Source organism: Rhizobium sp. YTU87027 (genome assembly GCF_050644135.1).
Taxonomy (GTDB): domain Bacteria; phylum Pseudomonadota; class Alphaproteobacteria; order Rhizobiales; family Rhizobiaceae; genus Rhizobium.
Window position 1 is genome coordinate 398,029 of record NZ_CP098440.1, and the last position, 23,387, is coordinate 421,415.

The 23,387-nt window shown below is 61.1% G+C and carries 22 protein-coding genes; 13 read left to right on the top strand and 9 right to left on the bottom strand.

Features of this window, described 5'->3' with window-relative positions; translation table 11 throughout:
• Positions 1-13: 13 nt before the first annotated feature.
• Positions 14-1,513: an inorganic phosphate transporter gene (locus NBG89_RS01980; protein ID WP_431321487.1), complete on the bottom strand. Its 1,500-nt coding sequence runs from the start codon at positions 1,511-1,513 to the stop codon at positions 14-16.
• A gap of 62 nt (positions 1,514-1,575) precedes the next feature.
• Complete coding sequence (locus NBG89_RS01985) at positions 1,576-2,088, bottom strand: NUDIX hydrolase (RefSeq protein ID WP_431321488.1); 513 nt, start codon at positions 2,086-2,088, stop codon at positions 1,576-1,578.
• 265 nt (positions 2,089-2,353) lie between these two features.
• Between NBG89_RS01985 and NBG89_RS01990 the strand changes: the two genes are divergently transcribed.
• On the top strand, positions 2,354-3,235 hold the full coding sequence (locus tag NBG89_RS01990; RefSeq protein ID WP_431321489.1) for a LysR substrate-binding domain-containing protein: 882 nt from the start codon (positions 2,354-2,356) through the stop codon (positions 3,233-3,235).
• Between the two features lie 95 nt (positions 3,236-3,330).
• Positions 3,331-4,488: an adenosylhomocysteinase gene (locus NBG89_RS01995; protein WP_431321490.1), complete on the top strand. Its 1,158-nt coding sequence runs from the start codon at positions 3,331-3,333 to the stop codon at positions 4,486-4,488.
• A 40-nt stretch (positions 4,489-4,528) separates the two neighbouring features.
• On the opposite strand, the gene NBG89_RS02000 is transcribed toward NBG89_RS01995, so the two are convergent.
• Complete coding sequence (locus tag NBG89_RS02000; protein ID WP_431321491.1) at positions 4,529-5,527, bottom strand: zinc-dependent alcohol dehydrogenase family protein; 999 nt, start codon at positions 5,525-5,527, stop codon at positions 4,529-4,531.
• A gap of 162 nt (positions 5,528-5,689) precedes the next feature.
• Positions 5,690-6,586, bottom strand: a complete 897-nt coding sequence (locus NBG89_RS02005) for a LysR family transcriptional regulator (RefSeq protein ID WP_431321492.1) — start codon at positions 6,584-6,586, stop codon at positions 5,690-5,692.
• A 134-nt stretch (positions 6,587-6,720) separates the two neighbouring features.
• Here NBG89_RS02005 and NBG89_RS02010 point away from each other — a divergent pair, with 134 nt between their 5' ends.
• The 4 genes from NBG89_RS02010 to NBG89_RS02025 are packed head-to-tail and all read left to right on the top strand — an operon-like array spanning position 6,721 to position 11,159.
• Positions 6,721-8,160 carry an FAD-linked oxidase C-terminal domain-containing protein gene (locus NBG89_RS02010; RefSeq protein WP_431321493.1) on the top strand — a complete coding sequence of 480 codons (1,440 nt, stop codon included), beginning with the start codon at positions 6,721-6,723 and terminating at the stop codon, positions 8,158-8,160.
• Positions 8,157-9,362: an FAD-binding protein gene (locus NBG89_RS02015; RefSeq protein WP_431321494.1), complete on the top strand. Its 1,206-nt coding sequence runs from the start codon at positions 8,157-8,159 to the stop codon at positions 9,360-9,362. The genes NBG89_RS02010 and NBG89_RS02015 overlap by 4 nt, the downstream gene beginning before the upstream one ends.
• 4 nt (positions 9,363-9,366) lie before the next feature.
• On the top strand, positions 9,367-10,680 hold the full coding sequence (gene glcF, locus NBG89_RS02020; RefSeq protein WP_431321495.1) for a glycolate oxidase subunit GlcF: 1,314 nt from the start codon (positions 9,367-9,369) through the stop codon (positions 10,678-10,680).
• Between the two features lie 38 nt (positions 10,681-10,718).
• The gene (locus NBG89_RS02025; protein ID WP_431321496.1) at positions 10,719-11,159 is read left to right on the top strand and encodes a hypothetical protein; all 441 of its coding nucleotides are present in this window, start codon (positions 10,719-10,721) and stop codon (positions 11,157-11,159) included.
• 33 nt (positions 11,160-11,192) lie between these two features.
• Here NBG89_RS02025 and NBG89_RS02030 read toward each other — a convergent pair whose 3' ends face one another.
• Together NBG89_RS02030 and NBG89_RS02035 are read right to left on the bottom strand one after the other, a co-directional pair.
• A complete protein-coding gene (locus NBG89_RS02030; RefSeq protein WP_088694645.1) occupies positions 11,193-11,873 on the bottom strand; it encodes a L,D-transpeptidase in 681 nt (226 codons plus the stop codon).
• 135 nt (positions 11,874-12,008) lie between these two features.
• A complete protein-coding gene (locus NBG89_RS02035; protein WP_431321497.1) occupies positions 12,009-12,749 on the bottom strand; it encodes a L,D-transpeptidase in 741 nt (246 codons plus the stop codon).
• A gap of 210 nt (positions 12,750-12,959) precedes the next feature.
• On the opposite strand from NBG89_RS02035, the gene NBG89_RS02040 reads away from it, so the two are divergent.
• Positions 12,960-13,589 (top strand): DNA-3-methyladenine glycosylase I, encoded by a 630-nt coding sequence (locus NBG89_RS02040; RefSeq protein WP_431321498.1) that lies wholly within the window; start codon positions 12,960-12,962, stop codon positions 13,587-13,589.
• The gene (locus tag NBG89_RS02045; RefSeq protein WP_431321499.1) at positions 13,586-14,068 is read left to right on the top strand and encodes a hypothetical protein; all 483 of its coding nucleotides are present in this window, start codon (positions 13,586-13,588) and stop codon (positions 14,066-14,068) included. The genes NBG89_RS02040 and NBG89_RS02045 overlap by 4 nt, the downstream gene beginning before the upstream one ends.
• Before the next feature lie 7 nt (positions 14,069-14,075).
• On the opposite strand, the gene NBG89_RS02050 is transcribed toward NBG89_RS02045, so the two are convergent.
• The gene (locus NBG89_RS02050; protein ID WP_431321500.1) at positions 14,076-14,780 is read right to left on the bottom strand and encodes an HAD family hydrolase; all 705 of its coding nucleotides are present in this window, start codon (positions 14,778-14,780) and stop codon (positions 14,076-14,078) included.
• A 238-nt stretch (positions 14,781-15,018) separates the two neighbouring features.
• Here NBG89_RS02050 and NBG89_RS02055 point away from each other — a divergent pair, with 238 nt between their 5' ends.
• Complete coding sequence (locus NBG89_RS02055; protein WP_431321501.1) at positions 15,019-16,068, top strand: aldo/keto reductase; 1,050 nt, start codon at positions 15,019-15,021, stop codon at positions 16,066-16,068.
• 53 nt (positions 16,069-16,121) lie between these two features.
• Here NBG89_RS02055 and copM read toward each other — a convergent pair whose 3' ends face one another.
• Positions 16,122-16,481 (bottom strand): CopM family metallochaperone, encoded by a 360-nt coding sequence (gene copM, locus NBG89_RS02060; protein WP_431321502.1) that lies wholly within the window; start codon positions 16,479-16,481, stop codon positions 16,122-16,124.
• A gap of 639 nt (positions 16,482-17,120) precedes the next feature.
• Here copM and NBG89_RS02065 point away from each other — a divergent pair.
• On the top strand, positions 17,121-19,112 hold the full coding sequence (locus NBG89_RS02065) for an ABC transporter ATP-binding protein/permease (RefSeq protein ID WP_431321503.1): 1,992 nt from the start codon (positions 17,121-17,123) through the stop codon (positions 19,110-19,112).
• Between the two features lie 35 nt (positions 19,113-19,147).
• Here the strand turns inward: NBG89_RS02065 and NBG89_RS02070 are convergent, their stop codons facing one another.
• On the bottom strand, positions 19,148-19,906 hold the full coding sequence (locus tag NBG89_RS02070) for a hypothetical protein (RefSeq protein ID WP_431321504.1): 759 nt from the start codon (positions 19,904-19,906) through the stop codon (positions 19,148-19,150).
• 138 nt (positions 19,907-20,044) lie between these two features.
• Here NBG89_RS02070 and hisS point away from each other — a divergent pair, with 138 nt between their 5' ends.
• From hisS to hisG, 3 genes are read left to right on the top strand one after another with little or no spacing between them, the layout of a single operon-like run.
• On the top strand, positions 20,045-21,559 hold the full coding sequence (hisS, locus tag NBG89_RS02075; RefSeq protein ID WP_431321505.1) for a histidine--tRNA ligase: 1,515 nt from the start codon (positions 20,045-20,047) through the stop codon (positions 21,557-21,559).
• A gap of 1 nt (position 21,560) precedes the next feature.
• Positions 21,561-22,679 (top strand): ATP phosphoribosyltransferase regulatory subunit, encoded by a 1,119-nt coding sequence (locus NBG89_RS02080; protein WP_431321506.1) that lies wholly within the window; start codon positions 21,561-21,563, stop codon positions 22,677-22,679.
• Complete coding sequence (hisG, locus tag NBG89_RS02085; protein ID WP_431321507.1) at positions 22,679-23,374, top strand: ATP phosphoribosyltransferase; 696 nt, start codon at positions 22,679-22,681, stop codon at positions 23,372-23,374. Before NBG89_RS02080 ends, hisG begins: the two co-directional genes overlap by 1 nt.
• Positions 23,375-23,387: the final 13 nt, after the last annotated feature.

Here is a 23,387-nt window from a genome sequence, read left to right on the forward strand (position 1 = left end):
TGAAAAGTCCCGCTCAAACAAAGAGCGCGAACATAACCCAATAGAGGATGGCTGCAAGCGCTGCCGAGGCCGGCACGGTGATGACCCAGGCAGCAATGATCGTCATGAAATGCGAACGACGGACGAGATAGCGGCGGCGAACCTCATGCGTGTTCGGGTCTTCCGGTTCGTCGATCGCCCAGCTTTCCGCCTTGCGGCGCATGTATTCGATACGGCGCTTCGAATGTCGCGTGTACCACTCGCGGAAGAAGCCGACGCCGAACACCGAGCCGACCGCGATGTGCGTCGTACTGACGGGCATGCCGAGCCATGAAGCGACGATAACGGTGAAGGCCGTGGACAGCGCCACGCAATAGGCCCGCATGGGGTTGAGCTTGGTGATTTGCTCACCGACCAAGCGGATCAGGCGAGGCCCGAATAGCAGCAAGCCGACCGAGATGCCGAAGGCGCCGATCAGCAGCACCCATGTCGGAGGCTGGCCGTGCACCCCCTCAGAGGATTCACCTACGGCGCGCACGATGGCCGAAAGCGGTCCGACGGCGTTGGACACGTCATTGGCGCCATGGGCAAAGGAGAGCAGGGCTGCCGAGCCAATCAACGGGATCTGAAACAGGACGCGCAGCGAACTGTTGCGGTTTTCGAGCCCGACAGCCTGCCGCAGAACGAACGACCGCGCCGCGATCCATCCGATGAAGCCGGCAGCGACTCCGAAGAGCAGTATGGTCAGCGTCGCGAATTCGCCGGGCGTTTCAAGCTGCAGCATCATGTAGGACGAAAAGCCGCCAACCATCATGGCGATGAGGATGGGCACCCAGCGCCGCGCCGCGGCAATCTTGTCGGTGCGGTAGATGATCAGGGTCTTCACCATGAAAAGCAGACCGGCGGCAATCACGCCGCCGAGCAGCGGGGAGGTCACCCAAGCCGATGTGATCTCGATCATCACCCGCCAGTTCACCGGCTCGGGACCGACCGCGCCGATACCCGCGCCGATCACCGCGCCGACGATGGCGTGCGTGGTCGATACCGGCGCGTTCATCCAGGTCGCGAGGTTGATCCACAGGGCGGCGGCCATCAATGCCGACATCATGATCCAACCGAGCGTCGCTGGCGGCACCTGCACCGCGTCCACGATGCTTGAGGAGATCGTCTTGACGACCGCGCCGCCCGCAACCGTCGCGCCCAGAATTTCGAAGATTGCGGCGATGAGCAGCGCTTGTCCCATCGTCATCGCGCGGGCGCCCACCGCCGCGCCGACGTTGTTGGTGACGTCGTTCGCGCCGATGTTCATGGCCATGTAGGCAGCGAGCGCCGCAGCGGCGATCACCAGCACCGCACTTGGCCGGTCGAAGACGTAGACGCCCGCAAAAAGCATGGCCAGTCCGAGGAAGATCAGTCCGAGACCCGGCGCCACCAGCTTTCGCGACACGAATTTCGCCGCGTCCTCGACATGCATAAGCTTGTCGAGGTCCTTGTCGAGCGTTCGTTTGGTGAGGACGGCTGGTCGGTCGGGCATTCTATTCCTTCGTTGAATCCTGCTTTAGCGCCGCCAAGTTTAGCAGCGCAAGATGGCAGTATTCATTCCGCTGGAATTTGCCTTGGCGACCTTGCGGCGAGCTGTTCCGTCATACGGCGTTTAAACTGCAAAAAGAGACTGCGAAGTTCGGGCTCGTGGACGCGCTTCACTGCCTCGTCGCAGGAGACCCACTCCGTCTTGCGTTCGCCCTTTTCCTTGAAGTTCTTGGACATCTCCGAGACCTCAAGCGCATAGACTTGAACCTTGCAGGTGACCTTCAAGCCGTTCTTCAGCATCTTGGGATAGGAGTAGGCGCCAAGCGTTTGGTGCTCGATAGTCCCACGAACGCCGGCTTCCTCGAATGCCTCGCGGGCTGCGACCTCATAGGAGCAGCGTCCGTCCATCGGCCATCCCTTGGGGATAACCCAGCGGCCGGTATCACGGCTGGTTAGCAAAAGTACTTCAACATCGTTGGTCTTCTTTTTGACCCGGTAGCAGAGCGCAGCATATTGTTGACGCGGGGGGCGCCGAAACATGAGCTGAACGTCTGAAGCGAGGCGGGCAAGAAGAGTCAACGGTCGGGTCACCTTTGCATTTTTATTGGAGTGAGTCGTCTATATTAGTATCCGCTGGAAAGCTTGCGCGATCCATAAGCACTTCATGCGTTTTGCACGGATTTGATTGCCATCAATAGGAACTTTTTGTTTCGCCGGGTAACAAAAAATCCGCCAGATACTATCCTGATTCCGCCAATGCACAGGCGTTCAATATGCGCCTGTCCTGTATTTCAATCAACGAGTGCATAATGTAGTGCACTGTTATGTCCGCAGTGTGGTAACCATGCGTCTTCCTCCCCTAAAAGCGATCCGTGCCTTCGAAGCCGTTTACCGGCATGGCAGCATTCTCGGTGCTGCCGCAGAACTCGGTGTCGTGCGCGGCGCCGTGCGTCAGCAGATCTCGATCCTTGAAAACTATTTCGGCGAGAAACTGTTCGAGCGCGATGGCAGAAAATTGGCTGCAACGGCGAAGGCAACCGAGTTTGCGGAAGCCTCCAATGCAGCCCTTGTTCTGCTCGAACGCGCCGCGGCAGACTTTGTTGGACGTGAGCAGCGCCGCGTCCGCCTCGGCGTGCCATCGGCCTTTGCTATATGGTGGCTTATGCCGCGACTTGCAAATATGCAATCAGCGCTTGATGGCGTGGATGTCGATATCGTGCCGATGTCGATTGTCGAACCCTTGTCGCTGCATCCGGAGCTCGATGCGGTCATTATGGGCGGTGAATACCGGCCGGCCGCAGGCGTGACCGCGGTCAAATTCATGGAGGATGAGTTCGGACCCGTTGCCATGCCGGATCTTGCGGCAAGGATCGCCGACAATCCCGCGAGAATGGTGGAGAGCACCGCTCTTGTTAGCCGCAGCGCGCCAACCCTCTGGCAGGAGTGGTTTGCCGAAAGCGGTACCCAGGCCGTCATCTTCCGGCGCAAGCAGGAGTTTGAAGATTTGCTGCTCGCACTCGGAGCGGCGCGATCGGGCGTGGGTGTCGTGCTCGCGCCGCGCGCCGCCATCGAGGATGATTTGCAGCGCAATGTGCTTGCGGCACCCTATGGCTTCGTTCGCCGACCCGCGGGCTATAGCCTGTCTTGCCGCAATGCCGATGCCAAGAGGCCGGCGTTCATCGCTCTCCGGGACTGGCTGCGTCGCTCCGACGTGTCGAAGCAATAGGGCAGATTTTCTGCCCTATTGCGAAGAATTATCTCCATGGCCGAAAGCCGTTGCCAGGTCTAACACTGCGTTGAGAGCAGAAGGACGTGGGACACATGCAGAGAAACGCAACGCGCATCGAATGGATCGGTGGCAGCTGCCGATTGCTCAGGGCAACGGCGGCGGAGTTCGAGAAGACGCAACCGTTCGCCGGTCTGACCATCGGCACCGGCATCCATTTGGAGCCGAAGACCGTGGCGCTGCTGATGACACTCAAGGCCGGCGGCGCACGGCTCGTTTGCACCGGAAACCTGAACAGCACGCAGCCGTCGACCGTCGAGTTTCTCCGCTCGCAGGAGATCACCGTGTTCGCGACCCAAACGACGGACCCCGTCGCGCATCATAAGAGCCTGGAGGCGATCGTCGCTGAAAAGCCGGATCTGCTGCTCGACAATGGCGGCGACCTCTTTGCGATCGCGGCCACGGCTCCTTACGCCAGCCTTCTCGGCGGCACCGAGGAAACGACATCAGGCCGCACACGCCTGCTGCCGATGCGGGCAAAATTGAACATGCCGATCCTGATCATCAACGACAGCCCGATCAAGCAGTTCGCCGAAAACCGACATGCGGTGGGCCAGAGCCTTTTCGAAAGCTACATGCGCTTCACCAACCGCTCGACCAACGGCAAGCGTGTGACGGTCTTCGGTTACGGCGCCTGCGGGAAGGGGACAGCGGCCTGCTTCCGCAACGCGTTTTCAACGGTCAGCGTCGTTGATATCGATCCGGTGACAACGCTGGAGGCACATCTTGACGGATTTTCTACCCCGCTGCGCAACGAGGCGATTGCCTCAGCCGACGTGCTTGTCACCGTTACGGGCTTTCCCGCGATCGTCACCGCCGCCGACCTTACGCTGATAAAGGATGGCACGATCCTGATGAACGGTGGGCATTTCCCGCATGAGATCGACGTCGCCGCATTTCGGCAGCACCCCGATGTCGTGCGGATCGATCGCTACGAGGCGGATCATATCGAGACCTTGCACCTGAAGGATGGTCGGTGCTTCCATATTCTCGGCGGCGGACATATGGCAAACCTTGCCGGCCCCCGGCCGCTCGGCAATTCCGTCGAATCGATGGATCTTGGTTTCACGCTGCAGGCGCGCTGCCTTGAGCGTGTCGCCAGGCGCGAAGTCGGCGCCGAGAGCTGTATCGTACCGGTGCCTGCAGATATCGATGCCATGGTGGCAAGCGCCTATCTCGATCTGGCGCGATAAGTGACGGGCGCGGCGAGAATCCGCCGCGCACCCCCAAATTTCAGGCAATCTCCACCACCAGCTTGCCGCTTGCCTGGCGGCTTTCGATCAACGCGTGGGCTTCGGCGACATCTGAAAGTCCGAAGCGGCGCGCGTCCAGCCTCGGCATCACCTTTCCTGCCTCGACGAGTTTGCCGACCTCCCTCAGGATCTCGCCATGGTGGCTGCGCCCTTCGCCGGTCAGAAGCGGCAGCAGTGTGAAGACACCCGAATAGCTCGCCGCTTTGAACGACAGCGGGGCAAGCGCATGCGTTCCCCATCCGAGCGCGCTGACGACGTGACCGAATCGTCCGACCGCCTGGAAGGCCCCATCGAGGCCGGGACCGCCGACGGTGTCGTAGACGATGTCGAAGCCTTTGCCGCCGGTGTGACTGCCGACATAACCCGTCACAGTCTCTACTCTGTAGTCGATCGGCGTTGCTCCGAGGCTTGCGAGGTAATCCGCCTTGGCGGCGCCGTCGACCGCAAACACATCAGCGCCTGCGGCTTTCGCGATCTGTACCGCAATGTGCCCAACGCCGCCGCCGGCGCCGAGGACGAGAACCTGCTGGCCCTTGCGGACATTGGCGCGATCGACCAGCCCTTCCCAGGCAGTGATTGCGATCAGCGGCAGGGCTGCTGCTTCCCGCATCGAGAGATTTTGGGGCTTCGGCGCAATCAGCCTGGCGTCGACCGCGGCGAATTCAGCCAGCGAGCCCTGGATGCCGCCGATGCCACCGGTCATGCCATAGACTTCGTCGCCGCGGTGGAACTCGGTGACGCCGGGGCCGACCTGCTCGACGACGCCAGCCAGATCAATGCCAAGAACGGCCGGAAACGGATGCCGAGCATGGGCGGCATTGCCGGCGCGGATCTTGGTGTCCAGCGGATTGACGCCGCTTGCCTTGATGCGGACCAGAACCTCACCCTCTCGCGGCGCCGGCTTGGCGACCTCGGCGAGACGGAAATCGGCCTTCGGCGCGTCAATCAGGAGCGCCTTCATCGTTGTGAACTGGGACATGCGTTTCCTCCAATGAAAGAACACAAGGGGTAAAACACCTTTAACTGGCGGCTTTTCCTTGGATTCGGATCGGCTATCACCGGGACATGAAACGGTAGGCTCGCTTGCGGGCACTGCTTGATCTCGTCATCGAGAGGCTGGCGAACTGACCGGTGAAAGCCCCTAGCGTTCCCAGTAGGGAACCGGCCCGTAGACTTCGGCGAGGTAGTCGATGAATAGCCGCACCTTGGCGGGCAGGAATTGGCGGCTCGGATAAACCGCGGAAAGCGTCACGTTGCGCGATCCCTCGTAGGCGGGAAGGATGTGGACCAACCGGCCATCCCTGAGTTCGCGGCTGATGTCCCAGGTGGAGCGCAGCGCGATCCCGAGCCCCGATATGACAGCCTCCCGCACCACCTCGCTGGAGTTCGTCACCAACATCCCTTCCGGTCGCAGGGAAAGCGGGCCTTCGGGTCCTTCCAGCCGCCAGGCGTCGTTGTTGTGCGCGGGCAGGCAGCGGTGTTGCTTGAGGTCTTCGATCGTTTCCGGTGTGCCGTTGGCGGCGAGATAATCCGGGGAGGCGCAAAGCAGGCGTCTGACCGGTGCAAGTCGCCGCGCGACAAGACTCGAGTCGGTAAGTTCCGCAATCCGGATGGCAAGGTCGAAGCCTTCGCCCACGATGTCAGTGAATTCGTCGCTGAGCACCAGATTGATCGCAAGCCCCGAATGCATGTCCATGAAGGACTTCAGATGAGGGGCGATATGCGTGCGTCCGAACGAGGTCGGCGCCGTCACTTTCAGAGTTCCCTGCATCTGCGCGGAGCGCCCGGAAATGTAGTATTCCGCCTCCTCGATACCGGCGAGAATGCCGAGCACCCGATCGTAGAAGCCCTGGCCCGCCTCTGTCAGCGAGATCTGCCGCGTCGTGCGTTGCAGGAGTCGCGTGCCCAGCCGATCTTCTAGCCGCTTGATGCGTTTGGAGACCACGGCCGGCGAAAAGCCGAGCGCCCTACCGGCAAGCGACATGCTCCCTGTCGAAACGACTTTTGCGAAAATTTCGAGGTCACCCAGATTGGTCATGCGTTTTGATTGTTTGTCCTTTTGGAATAAGTGCTTAGCATTTGCGCCATAATGGGGAAAGTGCTAAGCCCGATTGAGCTGGCACCGCGGAGGATGCGTCCGGTTTTCGCTGCCGCCGGCGAAGGGAGAGAGCTATGTCCGACACCATTTCGTTTCTCGCCCCGCGTGCCGACGTACTTGCCCGCCGCCGGCAGATCGTCGCCGATCTTGTCGACCTGCTGCCGCCGGAATGCCTGGTGCATGAGGCGCGCGAACTGATGCCGTTTGAGACCGATGCCTTCGTTTCCTATCGCCGGATGCCGCTGGCGGTTGCCCTGCCGCGAACGACCGCGGAAGTGGCCGCCGTCATGAAATACTGTCACCGCTATGGGGTCCCGGTAGTGCCGCGCGGCGCCGGTACGTCACTCTCGGGCGGAGCGATTCCGCAGGAGGATGCGGTCGTCGTCTGCGTTTCCAAGATGAACCGCATTCTCGACATCGATCTGCCCAACCGCGTGGCGGTCGTCGAAGCGGGCGTGACCAATCTGAATATCTCGGAATCCGTCGCCGCGGACGGCTTCTTCTATGCGCCCGATCCGAGCTCGCAGCTGGCCTGCACGATCGGCGGCAATATCGGCATGAATTCCGGCGGCGCGCACTGTCTGAAGTATGGCGTGACGACCAATAACTTGCTCGGTGTAAAGATGGTCCTGACGGATGGCACCGTCATAGATCTCGGGGGCAAGGCGTTGGATGCCGGAGGCTATGACCTGCTTGGGTTGGTTTGCGGACACGAAGGCCAGCTTGGGATTGTCACGGAAGCGACCGTCCGGCTGATCGCCAAGCCCGAGGGCGCGCGGCCGGTCCTGTTCGGCTTCGATACCTCCGAGGAGGCAGGGTCCTGCGTCGCCGATATTATCGCTGCGGGTATCATTCCCGTTGCCATCGAATTCATGGACAAGCCTGCGATCGAAATCTGCGAAGCCTTTGCCAAGGCCGGCTATCCCTTGGATGTCGGTGCGCTGTTGATCGTGGAGGTCGAGGGATCGGAAGCGGAAATGGACGACATGCTGAAGAGCATCGTCGAAATCGCGCGCAGGCATGGCGTGAAAACCGTCCGCGAATGCCAGTCGGCAACCGAGGCGGCGCTGATCTGGAAAGGCCGGAAGTCGGCCTTCGGCGCCACCGGGCGCGTTGCCGACTATATCTGCATGGACGGCACCGTGCCGCTCAGCCAGCTTTCCTACGTGCTGAAGAAAACCTCTGAAATCATCGATCGCCATGGGCTTCGCGTCGCCAATGTGTTCCATGCCGGCGATGGCAACATGCATCCGCTGATCCTCTTCAATGCCAATGATCCGGAAGATGCCGCGCGCGCCGAGGCGGCGGGCATGGAGATCCTGAAGCTCTGTGTCGACGCAGGCGGCTGTCTCACGGGCGAACATGGCGTCGGCATCGAAAAGCGTGACCTGATGCGCCATCAGTATTCCGAGGCGGACTTGGCACAGCAGATGGCCGCACGCGCTGCGTTCGATCCGGCCTGGCTCCTGAATCCGTCCAAGGTTTTCCCGCTCGAGGGACGTCCGGCCGCATGATCGACCTATCGCCTATGACGAACGAAGAAGCTGCGGCAATCGTCCGCAGCCATGCGCAGGCAGGCAGGCCGCTCGCGCTCTGCGGTGGCAACACCCGCTCTGGCTTCGGAAATACGGTGGTGGCGGAAAGCCGCCTGCGCTCGTCCAATCTGAGCGGCATCACGGCCTATAATCCCGGCGAGATGGTCTTGACCGCACGCTCGGGAACACCAATGTCCGAGATCGAAGCCGCACTGGCCGAGAACGGTCAGATGATGGCCTTCGAGCCCATGGACCATCGGCCGATCATGGGAACGTCAGGCGAGCCGACGATCGGCGGCGTCTTTGCTGCAAACGTCTCGGGCCCGCGTCGTTTCGTGGCCGGGGCCGCGCGCGATAGCCTGCTTGGCGTCAGCTTTATCAATGGCAAGGGCGAGGTGATCAAGGCTGGCGGTCGCGTAATGAAAAACGTGACCGGGTTGGATCTCGTCAAGCTGATGGCCGGTTCGCACGGCACGTTGGGGTTCCTGACCGAAGTGACCTTCAGGGTGCCGCCGCGACCGCGAACCGAAGCGACCGTCGTCGTCTCGGGATTGAACGATGCCGAAGCTGCCAACGCCATGGCAGCGGCGATGGCGTTGCCGGTCGAGGTCTCCGGCGCCGCGCATTTGCCGATGACTGTCTCCTGGAAGTTTCTCGACAGCACGCTTTCCGGAGGTGAGGCGACGTGTCTGCGCATCGAGGGCCTGCCGGGCTCCGTCGGTGCCCGATCAGCCAAGCTCGCCGCGGCCATGGCGGTGTTCGGCTTGGTCACGCGACTGGAACAAAGCGAGAGCGTGCGCCTTTGGAACGACATCCGGGATGTCGCGCCTTATGCCGACGGCACGGCGCGGCCTGTATGGCGAGTCTCCGTTGCCCCAACCGTCGGCCACCAACTCGTCGCAGCCCTTCGCCTGGAAGCCGGCGTCGATGCATTCTACGACTGGCAGGGCGGGCTGATCTGGATGCGAATGGAGGCAGATGCCGACGCGGACCTCTTGCGCCGCTTCATCAAGGCGCTGGGCGGCGGCCACGCCACGCTGATCCGCGCCCCGGAGAAGATGCGGGCGATAACGGCGGCCTTTCAGCCGCAGCAGGAGGCAGTGGCCTTGCTCTCGCAGCGTCTGAAGTTGAAGTTCGATCCCGCCCGCATCTTCAATCCCGGGAAGATAGCAGGAGCATAGGGCCATGCAGACCAATTTCACGCCCGCCCAGCTTGCCGACCCCAATGTTGCCGAATCCGAGAAGATCCTGCGCAAATGCGTCCATTGCGGCTTCTGCACCGCGACCTGTCCGACCTATGTGACGCTCGGCAATGAGCTCGACAGCCCGCGCGGGCGCATCTATCTGATCAAGGACATGCTGGAAAACGGGCGCCCGGCGGACGCGGAGGTCGTCACCCATATCGACCGTTGTCTCTCGTGCCTCGCCTGCGTGACGACCTGTCCCTCCGGCGTCGACTACATGCACTTGGTCGACCACGCACGGGCGCATATCGAAAAGACCTACAAGCGTCCTTTCAAGAACCGGCTCGTGCGGGCCATCCTTGCCGCTGTTTTGCCCTATCCCGATCGGTTTCGCCTCGCGATCAAGCTGTCGTCGGCGGGGCGGCCGTTCGCAGGCCTTCTCAGGCGTTCGCCCGCATTGAAACCATTTGCCGCGATGCTGGCGCTGGCGCCGCGACGTATTCCTCCCGCCTCGAGCTATGCCGCGCCGGCAAGCCACCCTCCTGTTGGTGAGAAGCGCGGTCGCGTCGCGATCTTGACTGGCTGCGCACAACCGGTCCTCGATCCCGGGATCAACGAGGCAACCATCAGGCTGCTCACGCGGCTTGGCGTCGAAGTCGTCGTTCCCGAGGGGGAAAGTTGCTGTGGCTCGCTCGTCCATCACATGGGACGCGAAGAGCAGGCTTTGGCGAGCGCACGCGCCAATGTCGATGTGTGGACGCGTGAAATCGAAAGGGGTGGGCTCGACGCAATCATCATCACTGCCTCCGGCTGTGGCACGACGATCAAGGACTACGGTCATCTGTTGCGGCTCGATCCCGCCTATGCCGAAAAGGCGGCGCGCATATCGGGCCTAGCGAAGGACATCACGGAATATCTCGTATCGCTCGAGCTTCCGACACAGATGCCGAAGGGCATCATCGTCGCCTATCATTCTGCCTGCTCGATGCAGCACGGGCAGAAGATCACGATAGCGCCCAAGCGACTGCTGAAGACGGCCGGCTTCAATGTCCGCGATCCCGCGGAAGGCCACCTCTGTTGCGGGTCGGCCGGCACCTACAACATCATGCAGTCGGATATTTCCGAGGTACTCAAGACCCGCAAGGTCAAGAATATCGAAGCGACGAAGCCGCAGGTGATCGCAACCGGCAATATCGGCTGTATCATGCAGATTGCGACCGGGACAGCCATTCCGATCGTTCATACGGTGCAATTGCTGGATTGGGCCTATGGCGGGGATGTACCAGAAAAATTAAAGGATTTGCCTTTAGCTTAGCGGCGCGCCGGATTACCCGGCGATCTCAGGAGCCGCTCATGTATCGCACGATCCTCGCGCTTATGGTTTTCTGCGGCGCGGCAACTGCCGCCCACGCAGACACTCGCTACTTCTGCTCGGCGGATGACAAGGACGTGCGCTTTACGGTCGAAAGTGGCTTCGAGGCCGGAGGCGGACGCAAGCTCAACCATCTTCGCGGCGCTCTGGTGGCGAAGAACGATGACGTTCCGCAGGCACTCAAGAAGATTGCCGTCAGTTCAGAAAACCTGACACATCACTGGTCGCATGACGGCGAACTGCGGCTGGAGATCTTCTATGAGGGTGGTGACGATGCGAATGGCCAGGGGATCAGCCTGATCGTGATGGCTGGTCAGCGCGGAAAATCGATGAACACGTTCTCAGGGACCTATGAATTCGCTCTCGACGGTGGCGCAAAACCGCTCACCGCCACCGGCAAGGTCACCTGCGGCTCGAAATAGGCGACCGGTTGCCCGGCCGCCTGTTTGCTTGTCTCAGCCGCCGAACAGCGTCCGCAGCACGTCGATGCCGCGATCGTCGAAGCTCACTTCGCCCTGCTTGTTGCCGGGACCAACGACGATGACCTTTGTGCCGACGGGCGCGCGATCATAAAGATCGATCACATCCTTGTTCATCATCCGGATGCAACCGGACGACATGTTGAGGCCGATCGACCACGGCTGATTGGTGCCGTGGATGCGGAAGGACGTATCGTTGCCGCCCTTGTAGAGATACATGGCGCGGGCGCCGAGCGGATTGTCTTCGCCGCCTTCCTGGAAGGTCGGGAGGATGTGACCCTTTGCCGCCTCGCGAACGCGCATTTCAGGGGGCGGCGTCCAGCCTGGCCACTCTGCCTTGCGGCCGATCTTGACGACGCCCGACCAGCCGAAGCCCTCGCGGCCCACGCCGATGCCATAGCGCGTCGCGCGGTTCTCCGTTTCGACGAGGTACAGGAACTTGTGGTTCGTATCGATGATGATCGTTCCAGGCGCTTCGTTGGTGACGAGGTGTACGCGCTGGCGTTTGAACTGTGGCTTGACCGATTTCGGCGGCACGGCGACCCGGACGACAGGCGCGCCATCATGGGCAGGCGTAATCGGCTGCGCCGACACCGATGCGGACATGGAAGAGACCAGAAGGCCGGCGGCCGCAAGGGCCGTCGCGAATTTCAGCATGGTTGATTCCCTCAAAGCAAAACTGGAGCGAAGCTATCCGAACTTCGGTCCAGTTCAAGATGTCGGGCGCGGAATGAAACAGGTGCGATGTTTAATTGCAACTGTTCTTGGCGGCATGCCGGTATTGATGAGCCTTTACATGACGATGACGCGAGTTCCAACCTTTACGCGTTCGTAAAGGTCAACCACGTCTTCGTTGCGCAGCCGAATGCAGCCGGACGAGACTGCGTTGCCAATCGTCCAGGGGGCGTTGGTGCCGTGGATACGATAGAGGGTCGAGCCGAGATACATGGCACGTGCGCCGAGCGGATTCTCTGGCCCGCCGCCCATGCGCGCCGGGAGATAATGGCCCTTGGCGGCTTCGCGGCCGATCATTTCCGCCGGTGGCGTCCAGTCTGGCCATTCGGACTTGCGGGTGATCTTGTGCACGCCGGCCCATTCGAAGCCCGGCTTGCCTACGCCGACGCCGTAACGTCGTGCCTTACCGCCGTCCATTACCAGATAGAGGAAGCGGCTGTTGGTATCGATGACGATCGTGCCGGGCTGCTCCGTGGTGTCGTAGTTGACGATCTGCGGCAGATACTGTGGGTCAAGCTGGCGGCGGACGACAGGAACGCCGGGATTGATGGCGGACGCCGGTTGTGCCGCGGCGGCGGGAGCGCGGCCGAAGGCGCCGGACGTGAACAGACCGCGTTGCGGAAAGACCGGTTGCTTGTAGACGACGGGGCGAACCTTGCCGCCGAACTGCATGATCCAGGGCTCCGCGAGATCGGGGCTCAGAACAACCGGTGGGCGCGTCGCATAACGATCGTCGCCGAGCGCGGCCGTCGAAAAGGCGCCGAGCATCGCTGCGGCGAGCAGAAGGGATTTCATCATCGGACGGACTCTCTACAAATGGCCGAAAATGCACTGACGGCACCGGCCGTCTGCCTTCACGCTGCCATCTTTCCCGCCAGCGAATGGTAAATTTGAATTCATTCAAACCTGAAGCACCGGATAAACTTTTCGTCAGGGTTATCGTTCGGTTTGGAAACAGAGTTTGCAAATGGTAAAGCCGGATTCGCAGCACGAAAGCGAAGTAGGATCATGAGCGATACGGGCATCATTATCGGTGAGGATGGCAAGAGCCGCTGCCACTGGCACGCCAACCTCCCGGATTATCTCAAGTATCATGATGAGGAATGGGGACGTCCGGTAACGGATGACATCCGCCTTTTCGAGAAGATCTGCCTGGAAGGGTTCCAGTCGGGCCTCTCCTGGCTCACCATTTTGCGCAAGCGCGAGAATTTCCGCGCTGCCTTTGCCGGCTTCGATTTCGAAAAGGTCGCGCTCTTCGACGATAGCGATATCGAGCGCTGCCTTGCCGATTCCGGTATCGTGCGCCATCGCGGCAAGATCGTTTCGACGATCAATAACGCCCGCCGTGCGATCGAACTGCGGCAGGAGTTCGGGTCACTCGCGCGCTATTTCTGGAGCTTTGAGCCCGGTCACAACGAGCGGCCGAAGGTGGTTGATCGAGCCGCCGTCATGGCCAACCCGACAACGCCGACATCGGTCGTCATTTCCAAGAATTTGAAGAAGCGCGGCTGGACGTTTGTCGGTCCGACCACAGTTTATGCCTTCATGCAGGCAATGGGTCTCGTCAACGATCATGTCGAAGGTTGCTTCTGCCGCGTTGAGGTCGAGGCGATGCGCGATGCATTGGTGCGCCCATGAGGGCGCTCGCGGCAACCGTCGCCTTCTGCCTGGTGGCGTCGATGGCATTTGCCCAGTCACCGGAACTGCAGCCCGGCGAGCGACTCGAGAAGCTGCAGTTTCCGGCCGCTACCATGGAGCTCAAGGGTTGGACGAAGTTCGGAAACGGGCGCGTCTACACGCTTCCCGTCAAGGCGGGCCAGCATGTGAAGGTCAGTTTCTCGACCAAGAGCAAGTTTGCCTTCCTCTCGATATTCGATCTCGCGACGCCTGATGAGGAGGCGATCTTCGGTACCGACGAGGATGGCAGCAGCTACAACATAACCGTGAAGGACAACACCACCTGGCTGCTGCGGCCTTATTATTCAAAAGTATCGCCGCGCCGCGGGCTGGGCGCACCCTACAGTATTCTGGTTGAGCCTCGGGCAGCGGCGGCGCCGCAGCCGGTCGCTCCCGCTGAAAAGCAATCGCCGTCGCCTCTCTTTCCCCCAAGGCAGTGACGACGGGTCAGCCCAGGCCTTCGATCAGTCCGCGCAGTTCTCCGAGATGTTCGATCTTGCGAAAGCGCGGTGCGTCCTTCGGTTCCTCGACATGCTCGACGACCCAGGTCAACTCGTGCGGCACGAAGACACCGTAGCTGCCGGCGGCGATTGCGGGGACAATGTCTGATTTGAGCGAGTTGCCGACCATCATCGCTCGTTCCGGACCGCCGCCGACCTTGGAGAAGATCCGCCGGTACGTCACAGCGGTCTTGTCGGAGACAATCTCGATGGCGTGAAAGAAGTCGCCGAGCCCGGACTGCGCCAGCTTGCGCTCCTGATCGAAAAGGTCACCCTTGGTTATCATCACCAGCAGGTAGTGTTCCGAGAGCGCCGCCAGCGTCTCCTGCACATGCGGCAACGTCTCGACCGGGTGGGAAAGCAGATCGCGGCCGGTGTCGAGGATGCCGGCAATGACGCTGGCAGGCACCTTGCCCTCGGTGACCTCGATTGCCGTCTCGATCATCGATAGGGTAAATCCCTTGATGCCAAAGCCATAGTGGCGGAGATTGCGCTTCTCTGCTTCCAGCAAGCGCTCCGAGACCTTAGGGCCATCAGCATAATCGGCCAGCAATTCGGTGAAATGCGCCTCGGTCAGCCGGTAGTATTGCTCATTCTGCCAGAGCGTGTCGTCGGCATCGAAGCCGATGGTTGTCAGCGTGCGAGTCGTCATCGCCCATCTCCGAGTGATCTGATTGGAATCTATTGAAAGATGGACGCGAAACAAGGGGATCACGAGGGGTGTAGGGCGAGCACATGGCATGTTGAAATGCTGCCGTCTCGCCTTACATCGATAGTGCCTCCCGCGCAGCCGCATGCCGGCTGTTCCTGTCATGCGCAGGCCAATAACCAAAAATGAATTCATTTGTCCGTGGGCGTTACCTACGGTCGTCACAAGGAAATCTTCGACCATGCGTTACAATCAACTTGGAAATACGGGGCTATTCGTCTCCGAAATCTGCCTCGGCACCATGACCTTCGGGGCTGCCAGCGAAGGCAATATCTGGGGTTCCATCGCCGACGTCGACCAGAAGGCTGCCGACCAGATCGTCGAGAGGTCGCTTGCATCAGGCGTGAACTTCATCGATACGGCCGACGTCTATTCCTTCGGCGAATCCGAAAAGCTGCTGGGCCAGGCCCTGAGGAACCTGAGCGTTCCCCGCAAGGACGTTGTCATCGCCACAAAGGTCTACGGCGTCATGGGCGACAAGCCGAACGACCGCGGCGCCTCGCGTGGCCACATCATGGATTCGGTCGAGGCGAGCCTGAAGCGGCTACAGACCGATCATATCGACCTCTATCAGATACACGCCACCGATACTGTCACGCCGATCGACGAGACGCTGAGGGCCTTCGACGATCTCGTGTCACGCGGTCTGGTGCGTTATATCGGTGTCTCCAACTGGCAGGCGTGGCGCATCGCCAAGGCGCTTGGCATCTCGGAACGACGCGGCTTTGCGCGCTTCGAAACCGTGCAAGCCTATTATTCGATCGCCGGCCGCGATCTCGAACGCGATATCGTGCCGATGATGCAGGAAGAAAAGCTTGGTCTGATGGTCTGGTCGCCGCTGGCTGGCGGGCTTCTATCCGGCAAGTATGGGCCGGGAGCACCCGGCAATGGGGAAGGGCGCCGCGCCTCATTCGACTTCCCGCCGGTCGACAAGGATCGCGCCTGGGCCTGCGTTGCCGTCATGCGCGAGATCGCTGGGAAGCACGCCACGAGCGTCGCGACCGTGGCGCTTGCCTACATTCTCGCGAAGCCTTTCGTGACGACGGTCATCATCGGGGCCAAGCGCGTCGAGCAGCTCGACCAGAACCTTGCGGCCGTCAACTTGAAACTCGATGCAGACGACCTGAAGAAGCTGGACGAGGTCAGCGAGCTCGCGCCTGAATATCCCGGCTGGATGCTTGCACGGCAGGGGTCTGGCCGCCGGCCCGAGCCATTCCAGCCGAAGGCCTGATCGAGGTCTTCTGAGGCGGACGCCGGAGCCTGCTGCTCCGGCGTCCTTCGCGATTACTTGCCGTGTGCCTTGAGCCAGGCCTGCATATCGGCAATCTCGGCCTCCTGGGCCTTGATCACCGCTTCGGCGAGTTTGCGAATTTCTGGATCCTTGCCGTATTGCAGCTCGATCTTCGCCATGTCGATCGCGCCCTGATGGTGCGGGATCATGCCGCGGACGAAGTCGACATCGGCATCGCCGCTATACTTGAGCATCATATCCTTGTGCATCTTGGCATTGGCCTTAGCGAAGGCATGGCTGGACGCGTTGTGGTCGCCCATCGGCTTGCTCATGTCCATCTTCATGTCTTCGGCGAAGACAGATGCAGTCGAGAGTCCAAGCGTTGCAGCAATGGCGAGAATTTTCAGAGACATGGGATTTCCTTCCTCTGTCTGATATTGGAATTCAATGCACGGCCGGGGCCGCAGCAGTTCATGAAAACCCGTCAGGCAAGCCGAGGAGGAGGCGCCAGTGGCGCAGGGCGTGCATCCCGCATGGCATGAGCCGCTCCGGGCGCGGGATAGGAAAATGCTTGCTTGCCGGCTTCGCCGAAAACCATCGGTGGCGGCACAACAAGACAGGCCGAGCAGAATGGCATGTGCACCATCCCGGCGGCCGAGCAGGGATCCTGTTGCGGGGCGGGCGACTCGGCTTTCTCGCCCATATCCATCCCGCTCATATGCTGATGCTCGACGATGGCTTTCGAAGCGGCGGCTTGCATGGACAGGCATGTCGGGCAGCCAGCCCAAGCGGACATGGTGCCATAAGCAAGCCAGGCGAATACCATCGCTATGATTGCGAGAAAGCGCATGCTGTAAAAATGGGAACAGGAAGCGAAGATGCCAAGCCGCTTTTTGTTGATTTGGCAGACGCTATGGGCGTGGTAGCCACATTCGGGCCGACTGGCTGAAATTGAGTTCGAGCGGCGATTGCCCCAATTTCTCGACAGGCCTCCAACCAAGTTCGACACTGGCACCATGAAACCTTTCGATTTTTAGGCCGTTGTCGCGGTTATGACGGACGCTAAATTCAATCCGAAATCGGTCGGCGGTGCCAAATCAGACCATGCCGGGAAGGCATCGACTGTCGAAGTTGCGCCGCCGCCAAATGTCGTTGAGCCCGATCCGGAGTTGACGGCTGAGGAGGCCGAGCAGGCGCGCAAGAGATACTTGCTGATACGTTTCTGGATCAGCGCGCGCGGTTATTGGGGTCGCGGCGGCGACAGCTTCGCGTGGCCCTGCTCACTCGGGCTATTGACACTGATCGTCGTCAATGTCGGCTTCCAGTATGGAATCAATCTCTGGAATCGCGCAATCTTCGACGCCCTCGAGCAGCACAATGCCCGTACTGTATATTTTCTGAGCGCCGTTTTCCTGCCACTCGTGCTCGGAAGCATAGTCCTCGTCACCACACAAGTCGCCCTTCGTATGACGATCCAGCGCCGCTGGCGTTCCTGGCTTACGACCGCGGTGATCGCGCGCTGGCTTGCAAACGGCCGTTATTATCAGTTGAACCTGATCGGCGGCGACCACAAGAATCCCGAAGCGCGCATTTCGGAGGATTTGCGGATTGCCACGGAATCACCCGTCGATTTCATCGCCGGCGTCATCTCCGCATTCCTGTCGGCCTCGACCTTCATTGTGGTACTTTGGACGATCGGCGGAGCCCTGCATCTGACAATTGCAGGGTCGATCGTCACCATTCCCGGCTTCCTCGTCATCACTGCGGTACTCTACGCGGCGATCACGTCCAGTTCGATGGCGGTCATCGGCCGTAATTTCGTCCACGTCTCGGAGGTCAAAAATCAGGCGGAAGCCGAATTTCGCTATACGCTGACGCATGTGCGGGAAAACGGCGAGAGTATCGCACTGCTGGGCGGTGAAGAGGAGGAGCGTAGCGACCTCGACAAGACCTTTACCAATGTGCTCAGGCAATGGGCGCTCCTTGCACGCCAGCACATGCGCACGACGCTTGTTTCGCAGGGATCGAGCTTGTTCGCGCCCGTCGTGCCTGTCTTGCTTTGCGCTCCAAAGTTTCTCGAAGGCAGTATGACCCTTGGGCAGGTCATGCAGGCAGCCTCCGCCTTTGCCATCGTTCAGAGCGCATTTGGATGGCTCGTCGACAACTATCCTCGTCTCGCCGATTGGAATGCCTGTGCACGGCGCATCGCATCGCTGATGATGTCGCTCGACGGGCTCGAGCGCGCGGAGCAGAGCAATGCCCTGGGACGCATCAAGCGCGGTGAAACGGAAGGCGATGTGATGCTCAGTCTAAACGATCTCTGCGTGTCGCTAGACGACGGTACCGCCGTGGTCAAGGAAACCCAGGTCGAGATCGAACCGGGTGAACGGGTGCTCGTGGCCGGAGAATCCGGCTCGGGCAAGAGCACGCTGGTGCGGGCGATCGCAGGTCTCTGGCCCTGGGGTGACGGCAGCGTCAGTTTCCACGCCGACAGACAACTATTCATGCTGCCGCAACGACCTTACATCCCTGCCGGCATGCTCCGCCGTGCCGTCGCTTATCCCGGTGCCGCCGATCGCTGGACCTTGGATGAGATCAAGGCGGCCCTCGACAAGGTAGGGCTGGATTATCTGACCGATAAGATCGAGGAAGACGCGCCCTGGGACCAAACATTGTCGGGTGGCGAAAAGCAGCGGCTCGCGTTTGCGCGTCTGCTGCTGCACAATCCCGATATCATCGTGCTGGACGAAGCAACGTCAGCCCTCGACGAGAAGAGCCAGGACAAGATGATGGAGATGGTGATCCAGGAATTGCCGAAGGTCACCATCATAAGCGTAGCGCATCGAGCCGAGCTGGAAGCCTTCCATAGCCGCAAGATCACGTTGGAACGGCGCGAGGGCGGTGCAAAGCTTGTCAGTGATGTTGATCTTGTCCAGCGCAAGAGAACGCGGAATTTGCTTTTGCGCCTCGTCGATAACCGGCGCTCCTTGCCGAAAGGCAGCACGACCTCGAACAAAACGGCGCTTCCCCAGAATAAAAATTGAACTCGCCTGGTTAGGTCGACGTGTGGAAAGAAGCCTCAATAGGCGACGACGACCTCATGGACGATCTCAAAGTCGGCGCTCTCTTCTCCGAGTGGCGCCACGGGCCATTTCCAGGTGGCTTGAACCGATGACAGCGACACGCTGTGCAGCAAGTCAGCCTCCTCATGAACCTTCCCCGTGCGATCGATGACGGCATAGGAAACGTCCGTGATCAGGCAGGTCTTGCAGGGCGCCGCCTCCAAGGCTGACCGGTGCGCCTCGATCAGTTGCGTCACAGTATCGGCAGGCATGGTGCCTCGTTCTTCCGTGTCGTAGCGCCGTTTTGCGCCGCGACCGATCTGGGAGAGGAGATTGGCCGAGACTACGAAATCGAGATACGGAACGGTTCTCAGGAAGGCGAGCGGCTCCGGTTGCTTACCGACCGTAAGCTCATCATAGCCCGAGAGATCGCGCTCGATCAGCCGAACATTGCTGTACCCTTTGAGCCGGAGCCAGAGGCGCACCGAGGCGAGATGCACGAGGTCGACAAGCACAACGGTATCAAAGGTCCGTGCCAGTTCCTCGATCGGCACGTCGCGCAGCAGACCTGACCCGAGGACGACCGCCGTTCTCCTCTGTCGCAGGCCCATCAGGGCACTCCTCACCGCGTTCTTGCTTTGCTCCTCGTGCTCCGCCCATTGCCGGCTGCAGCGGCCGGCGCGGGACCAGAGATTGACGGAGTATCGGATGAAGCGGCGATGCGCCTTCCGCGTCATCGGAACGGTCGCGGCATAGAGAAGCGCCTCTGCGATCATGATAGAGCTCCTGCCATTCGATCCATTCTCCCTCGTTCAATCGATTCTGTGTTCCGGATCAAGGGCCTTCGCCCTTGCCGCACCCGGCCCTTTCCGCTAGGAAACCGCCACTGTCACAGCGAGCGGAATACCTTGGAAATGAACGACAAGCAGAAGAAACCACAAAAGCTCAAGGCCAGACTTCCACGCGGCTTCGTCGATCGTTCGGCAGCCGACATTCGCGCTGTCAACGAAATGACCGCGAAGATCCGGGAAGTCTACGAGCATTATGGTTTCGATCCTGTCGAAACGCCGCTCTTCGAATACACCGATGCGCTGGGTAAGTTCCTGCCCGATGCCGACCGGCCGAACGAAGGTGTCTTCTCACTGCAGGACGATGACGAGCAGTGGATGTCGCTCCGCTACGACCTGACGGCGCCGCTCGCCCGTCATGTCGCCGAGAATTTCAACGAGATCCAGCTGCCTTACCGCACCTATCGGGCCGGTTGGGTCTTCCGCAACGAGAAGCCCGGCCCCGGTCGCTTCCGCCAGTTCATGCAGTTCGACGCCGATACGGTCGGTGCGCCTGGCGTGCAGGCCGATGCGGAAATGTGCATGATGATGGCCGATACGCTGGAAGCCCTCGGCATCAAGCGCGGCGATTACGTCATCCGCGTCAACAACCGCAAGGTTCTCGACGGCGTTCTCGAAGCGATCGGTCTCGGCGGTGATGACAAGGCCGGCCAGCGTCTCAACGTGCTGCGCGCGATCGACAAGCTCGACAAGTTCGGTCCGGAAGGCGTCACGCTCTTGCTCGGCCCCGGCCGCAAGGACGAGTCCGGCGACTTCACCAAGGGTGCCGGCCTTGATCAGACCCAGATCGACAAGGTTCTCTTCTTCGTCGGCATCAAGGACTACGCCGAAAGCGCCGCGCAGCTTGCCGAGCTGGTTGCCGGGACGTCCAAGGGCGGCGAGGGTGTCGAGGAACTGAATTTCATCGGCGCATTGGTACGAAGCGCCGGCTACCAGTCCGACCGCATCAAGATCGACCCCTCCGTCGTCCGCGGCCTCGAATACTACACTGGCCCGGTCTACGAGGCGGAGCTCACCTTCGACGTCACCAACGAGAAGGGCGAGAAGGTTGTCTTCGGTTCCGTCGGCGGCGGCGGTCGCTACGACGGCCTCGTGTCCCGCTTCATGGGTCAGCCGGTTCCTGCCACCGGCTTCTCTATTGGCGTCTCGCGCCTGATGACGGCGCTGAAGAACCTCGGCAAGCTCGGCCAGGCCGAGGTCATCGAGCCGGTTCTGGTCACCGTCATGGACGGCGACGTCGAGTCGATGGGCCGCTATCAGCACATGACGCAGGAACTGCGCAAGGCTGGTATCCGCGCCGAGATGTTCCAAGGCAACTGGAAGAAGTTCGGCAACCAGCTGAAATACGCCGATCGCCGCGGCTGCCCCGTCGCCATCATCCAGGGCGGCGACGAGCGGGCGCAGGGCGTCGTGCAGATCAAGGACCTGATCGAGGGCAAGCGCCTGTCGGGCGAGATCGAGGACAACGCCAGCTGGCGTGAGGCACGCGTCGCCCAGGAAACTGTTTCAGAGGGCGATCTCGTCGGCAAGGTGAAGGAAATTCTGGCGGCGCAGGCCGAAGACCGGAAGAGGGCGGGCTGAGATGGCCCTGATCAACCTGCCGGACTTCTCCGGCGAGCTCCTTGCAGCGTTTGCGGCGCGAAAGACGGAGCGGGTGGACACGCCCGTCATTCAGCCGGCCGAACCATTTCTTGATATCGCCGGCGAGGATCTTCGCCGGCGTATCTTCATGACCGAGAGCGAGACGGGCGCCAGCCTCTGCCTGCGCCCGGAGTTCACGATCCCCGTCTGTCTGCGCCACATCGAGAGCGCCACCGGCACGCCGAAGCGCTATTCCTATCTCGGCGAGGTCTTCCGCCAGCGGCGCGAAGGCGGCAACGAGTTCTATCAGGCCGGGATCGAGGATCTTGGCGACATCAACATTGCCGCGGCCGATGCGCGGGCGATCGGTGATGCGGTCGGCGTGCTGGAGCGTGTCGTTCCCGGCAAGCGTCTTGCAGTGACGCTCGGCGATCAAGCTGTCTTCGAGGCGGTCGTGCAGGCGCTTGGCCTGCCGCTCGGCTGGCAGAAACGGCTGATCCACGCTTTCGGCAATATGAGCCAGCTCGAGGCTCTGCTGGCGAGCCTTGTCAGCCCTCAGTTCGTAACCGGGCTGAGTGACGAGATCGCGCAGCTGATTGCCGCTGACGACGAAGCCGCACTGGTTGCGCATATCGATGCGACCATGCAGGCGACGGGCTATTCGACGAACGCCAGCCGCTCGCCACTGGAAATCGCGCGTCGCTTGAAGGAAAAGCTGATCCTCTCCGAAACGCGCCTCGATGATGCGGCCTTCCGCGTGCTGGAGGAATTTCTCTCGCTGAACGTGCCGCTGATCAATGCCTCGGCAGCGCTCGCTGGCTTTGCCGATGCCGCGGGCCTCAAGCTCGGCAACGCGCTGGCGCGTTTCGACGGCCGCGTGGCCGCTCTGGCGAATGCCGGCGTCGATTTGGCGCTGATCGACTACCGAGCCGCTTTCGGCCGTCCGCTGGATTACTACACCGGTCTGGTTTTCGAGATTGGCGTCCAGGGCACGTCGGCGGTTCTCGCCGGTGGGGGCCGTTTTGATCGCCTGATGACCTTCCTTGGCGCCAAGGAACGCATTCCTGCCGTCGGCTTCTCGCTCTGGCTGGATCGCATCGAAGCCGAGAGGGCTGCCTGATGACGATTACTATCGCACTGCCTTCCAAGGGCCGCATGAAAGACGATGCCTCGGCGATCTTCGAACGCGCTGGCATCAGGATCACCGCTGTCGGTAACGATCGTTCCTACCGCGGACGCGTTGCAGGCTGGGACGACGTCGAAGTCGCCTTCCTCTCCGCCTCCGAGATTTCTCGCGAGCTCGGCAACGGCACCGTCGATTTCGGCGTCACCGGCGAAGACCTCGTTCGCGAGGGCCTGGCGGAGGCCGACAAGCGTGTGGAGTTGTGCGCACGTCTCGGTTTCGGCCATGCCGATGTCGTGGTTGCCGTTCCTGAAATCTGGCTCGACGTCGACACTATGGCCGATCTTGGCGATGTCGCCTCCGATTTTCGTGTCCGCCACGGCCGCCGCCTGGCGATCGCCACCAAATACTGGCGGCTGACGCAGCAGTTCTTCTCCAGCCAGCATGGCATCCAGCTTTATCGCATCGTCGAAAGCCTTGGGGCAACGGAAGGGGCGCCAGCCTCGGGCTCGGCCGATATCATCGTCGACATCACCTCGACCGGCTCGACCCTTCGGGCGAACAACCTGAAAGTCCTGTCCGACGGTGTCGTCCTTCGCTCCGAGGCTTGCTTCGTCAGGGCACGGAAGGAAAGCCACGCGAATGACGCGACAGTTCAGCGGTTGATCGACGCCGTTCGTTCGGCGCTCTGACGCATCTTCGAAT

What these genes read in the sequence shown, in the direction of transcription:
- NBG89_RS02010 (WP_431321493.1), top strand. Translation starts at nt 6,721, where the DNA reads ATGTCCGACACCATTTCGTTTCTCGCCCCGCGTGCCGACGTACTTGCC.
- NBG89_RS02050 (WP_431321500.1), bottom strand. Translation starts at nt 14,780, where the DNA reads ATGACGACTCGCACGCTGACAACCATCGGCTTCGATGCCGACGACACG.
- NBG89_RS02055 (WP_431321501.1), top strand. Translation starts at nt 15,019, where the DNA reads ATGCGTTACAATCAACTTGGAAATACGGGGCTATTCGTCTCCGAAATC.
- NBG89_RS02040 (WP_431321498.1), top strand. Translation starts at nt 12,960, where the DNA reads ATGAGCGATACGGGCATCATTATCGGTGAGGATGGCAAGAGCCGCTGC.
- NBG89_RS01990 (WP_431321489.1), top strand. Translation starts at nt 2,354, where the DNA reads ATGCGTCTTCCTCCCCTAAAAGCGATCCGTGCCTTCGAAGCCGTTTAC.
- NBG89_RS02030 (WP_088694645.1), bottom strand. Translation starts at nt 11,873, where the DNA reads ATGCTGAAATTCGCGACGGCCCTTGCGGCCGCCGGCCTTCTGGTCTCT.
- NBG89_RS01980 (WP_431321487.1), bottom strand. Translation starts at nt 1,513, where the DNA reads ATGCCCGACCGACCAGCCGTCCTCACCAAACGAACGCTCGACAAGGAC.
- NBG89_RS02070 (WP_431321504.1), bottom strand. Translation starts at nt 19,906, where the DNA reads ATGATCGCAGAGGCGCTTCTCTATGCCGCGACCGTTCCGATGACGCGG.
- glcF (WP_431321495.1), top strand. Translation starts at nt 9,367, where the DNA reads ATGCAGACCAATTTCACGCCCGCCCAGCTTGCCGACCCCAATGTTGCC.
- NBG89_RS02005 (WP_431321492.1), bottom strand. Translation starts at nt 6,586, where the DNA reads ATGACCAATCTGGGTGACCTCGAAATTTTCGCAAAAGTCGTTTCGACA.
- hisS (WP_431321505.1), top strand. Translation starts at nt 20,045, where the DNA reads ATGAACGACAAGCAGAAGAAACCACAAAAGCTCAAGGCCAGACTTCCA.
- NBG89_RS02065 (WP_431321503.1), top strand. Translation starts at nt 17,121, where the DNA reads ATGACGGACGCTAAATTCAATCCGAAATCGGTCGGCGGTGCCAAATCA.
- NBG89_RS01995 (WP_431321490.1), top strand. Translation starts at nt 3,331, where the DNA reads ATGCAGAGAAACGCAACGCGCATCGAATGGATCGGTGGCAGCTGCCGA.
- NBG89_RS02035 (WP_431321497.1), bottom strand. Translation starts at nt 12,749, where the DNA reads ATGATGAAATCCCTTCTGCTCGCCGCAGCGATGCTCGGCGCCTTTTCG.
- hisG (WP_431321507.1), top strand. Translation starts at nt 22,679, where the DNA reads ATGACGATTACTATCGCACTGCCTTCCAAGGGCCGCATGAAAGACGAT.
- NBG89_RS02000 (WP_431321491.1), bottom strand. Translation starts at nt 5,527, where the DNA reads ATGTCCCAGTTCACAACGATGAAGGCGCTCCTGATTGACGCGCCGAAG.
- NBG89_RS02015 (WP_431321494.1), top strand. Translation starts at nt 8,157, where the DNA reads ATGATCGACCTATCGCCTATGACGAACGAAGAAGCTGCGGCAATCGTC.
- NBG89_RS02080 (WP_431321506.1), top strand. Translation starts at nt 21,561, where the DNA reads ATGGCCCTGATCAACCTGCCGGACTTCTCCGGCGAGCTCCTTGCAGCG.
- NBG89_RS02025 (WP_431321496.1), top strand. Translation starts at nt 10,719, where the DNA reads ATGTATCGCACGATCCTCGCGCTTATGGTTTTCTGCGGCGCGGCAACT.
- NBG89_RS02045 (WP_431321499.1), top strand. Translation starts at nt 13,586, where the DNA reads ATGAGGGCGCTCGCGGCAACCGTCGCCTTCTGCCTGGTGGCGTCGATG.
- copM (WP_431321502.1), bottom strand. Translation starts at nt 16,481, where the DNA reads ATGTCTCTGAAAATTCTCGCCATTGCTGCAACGCTTGGACTCTCGACT.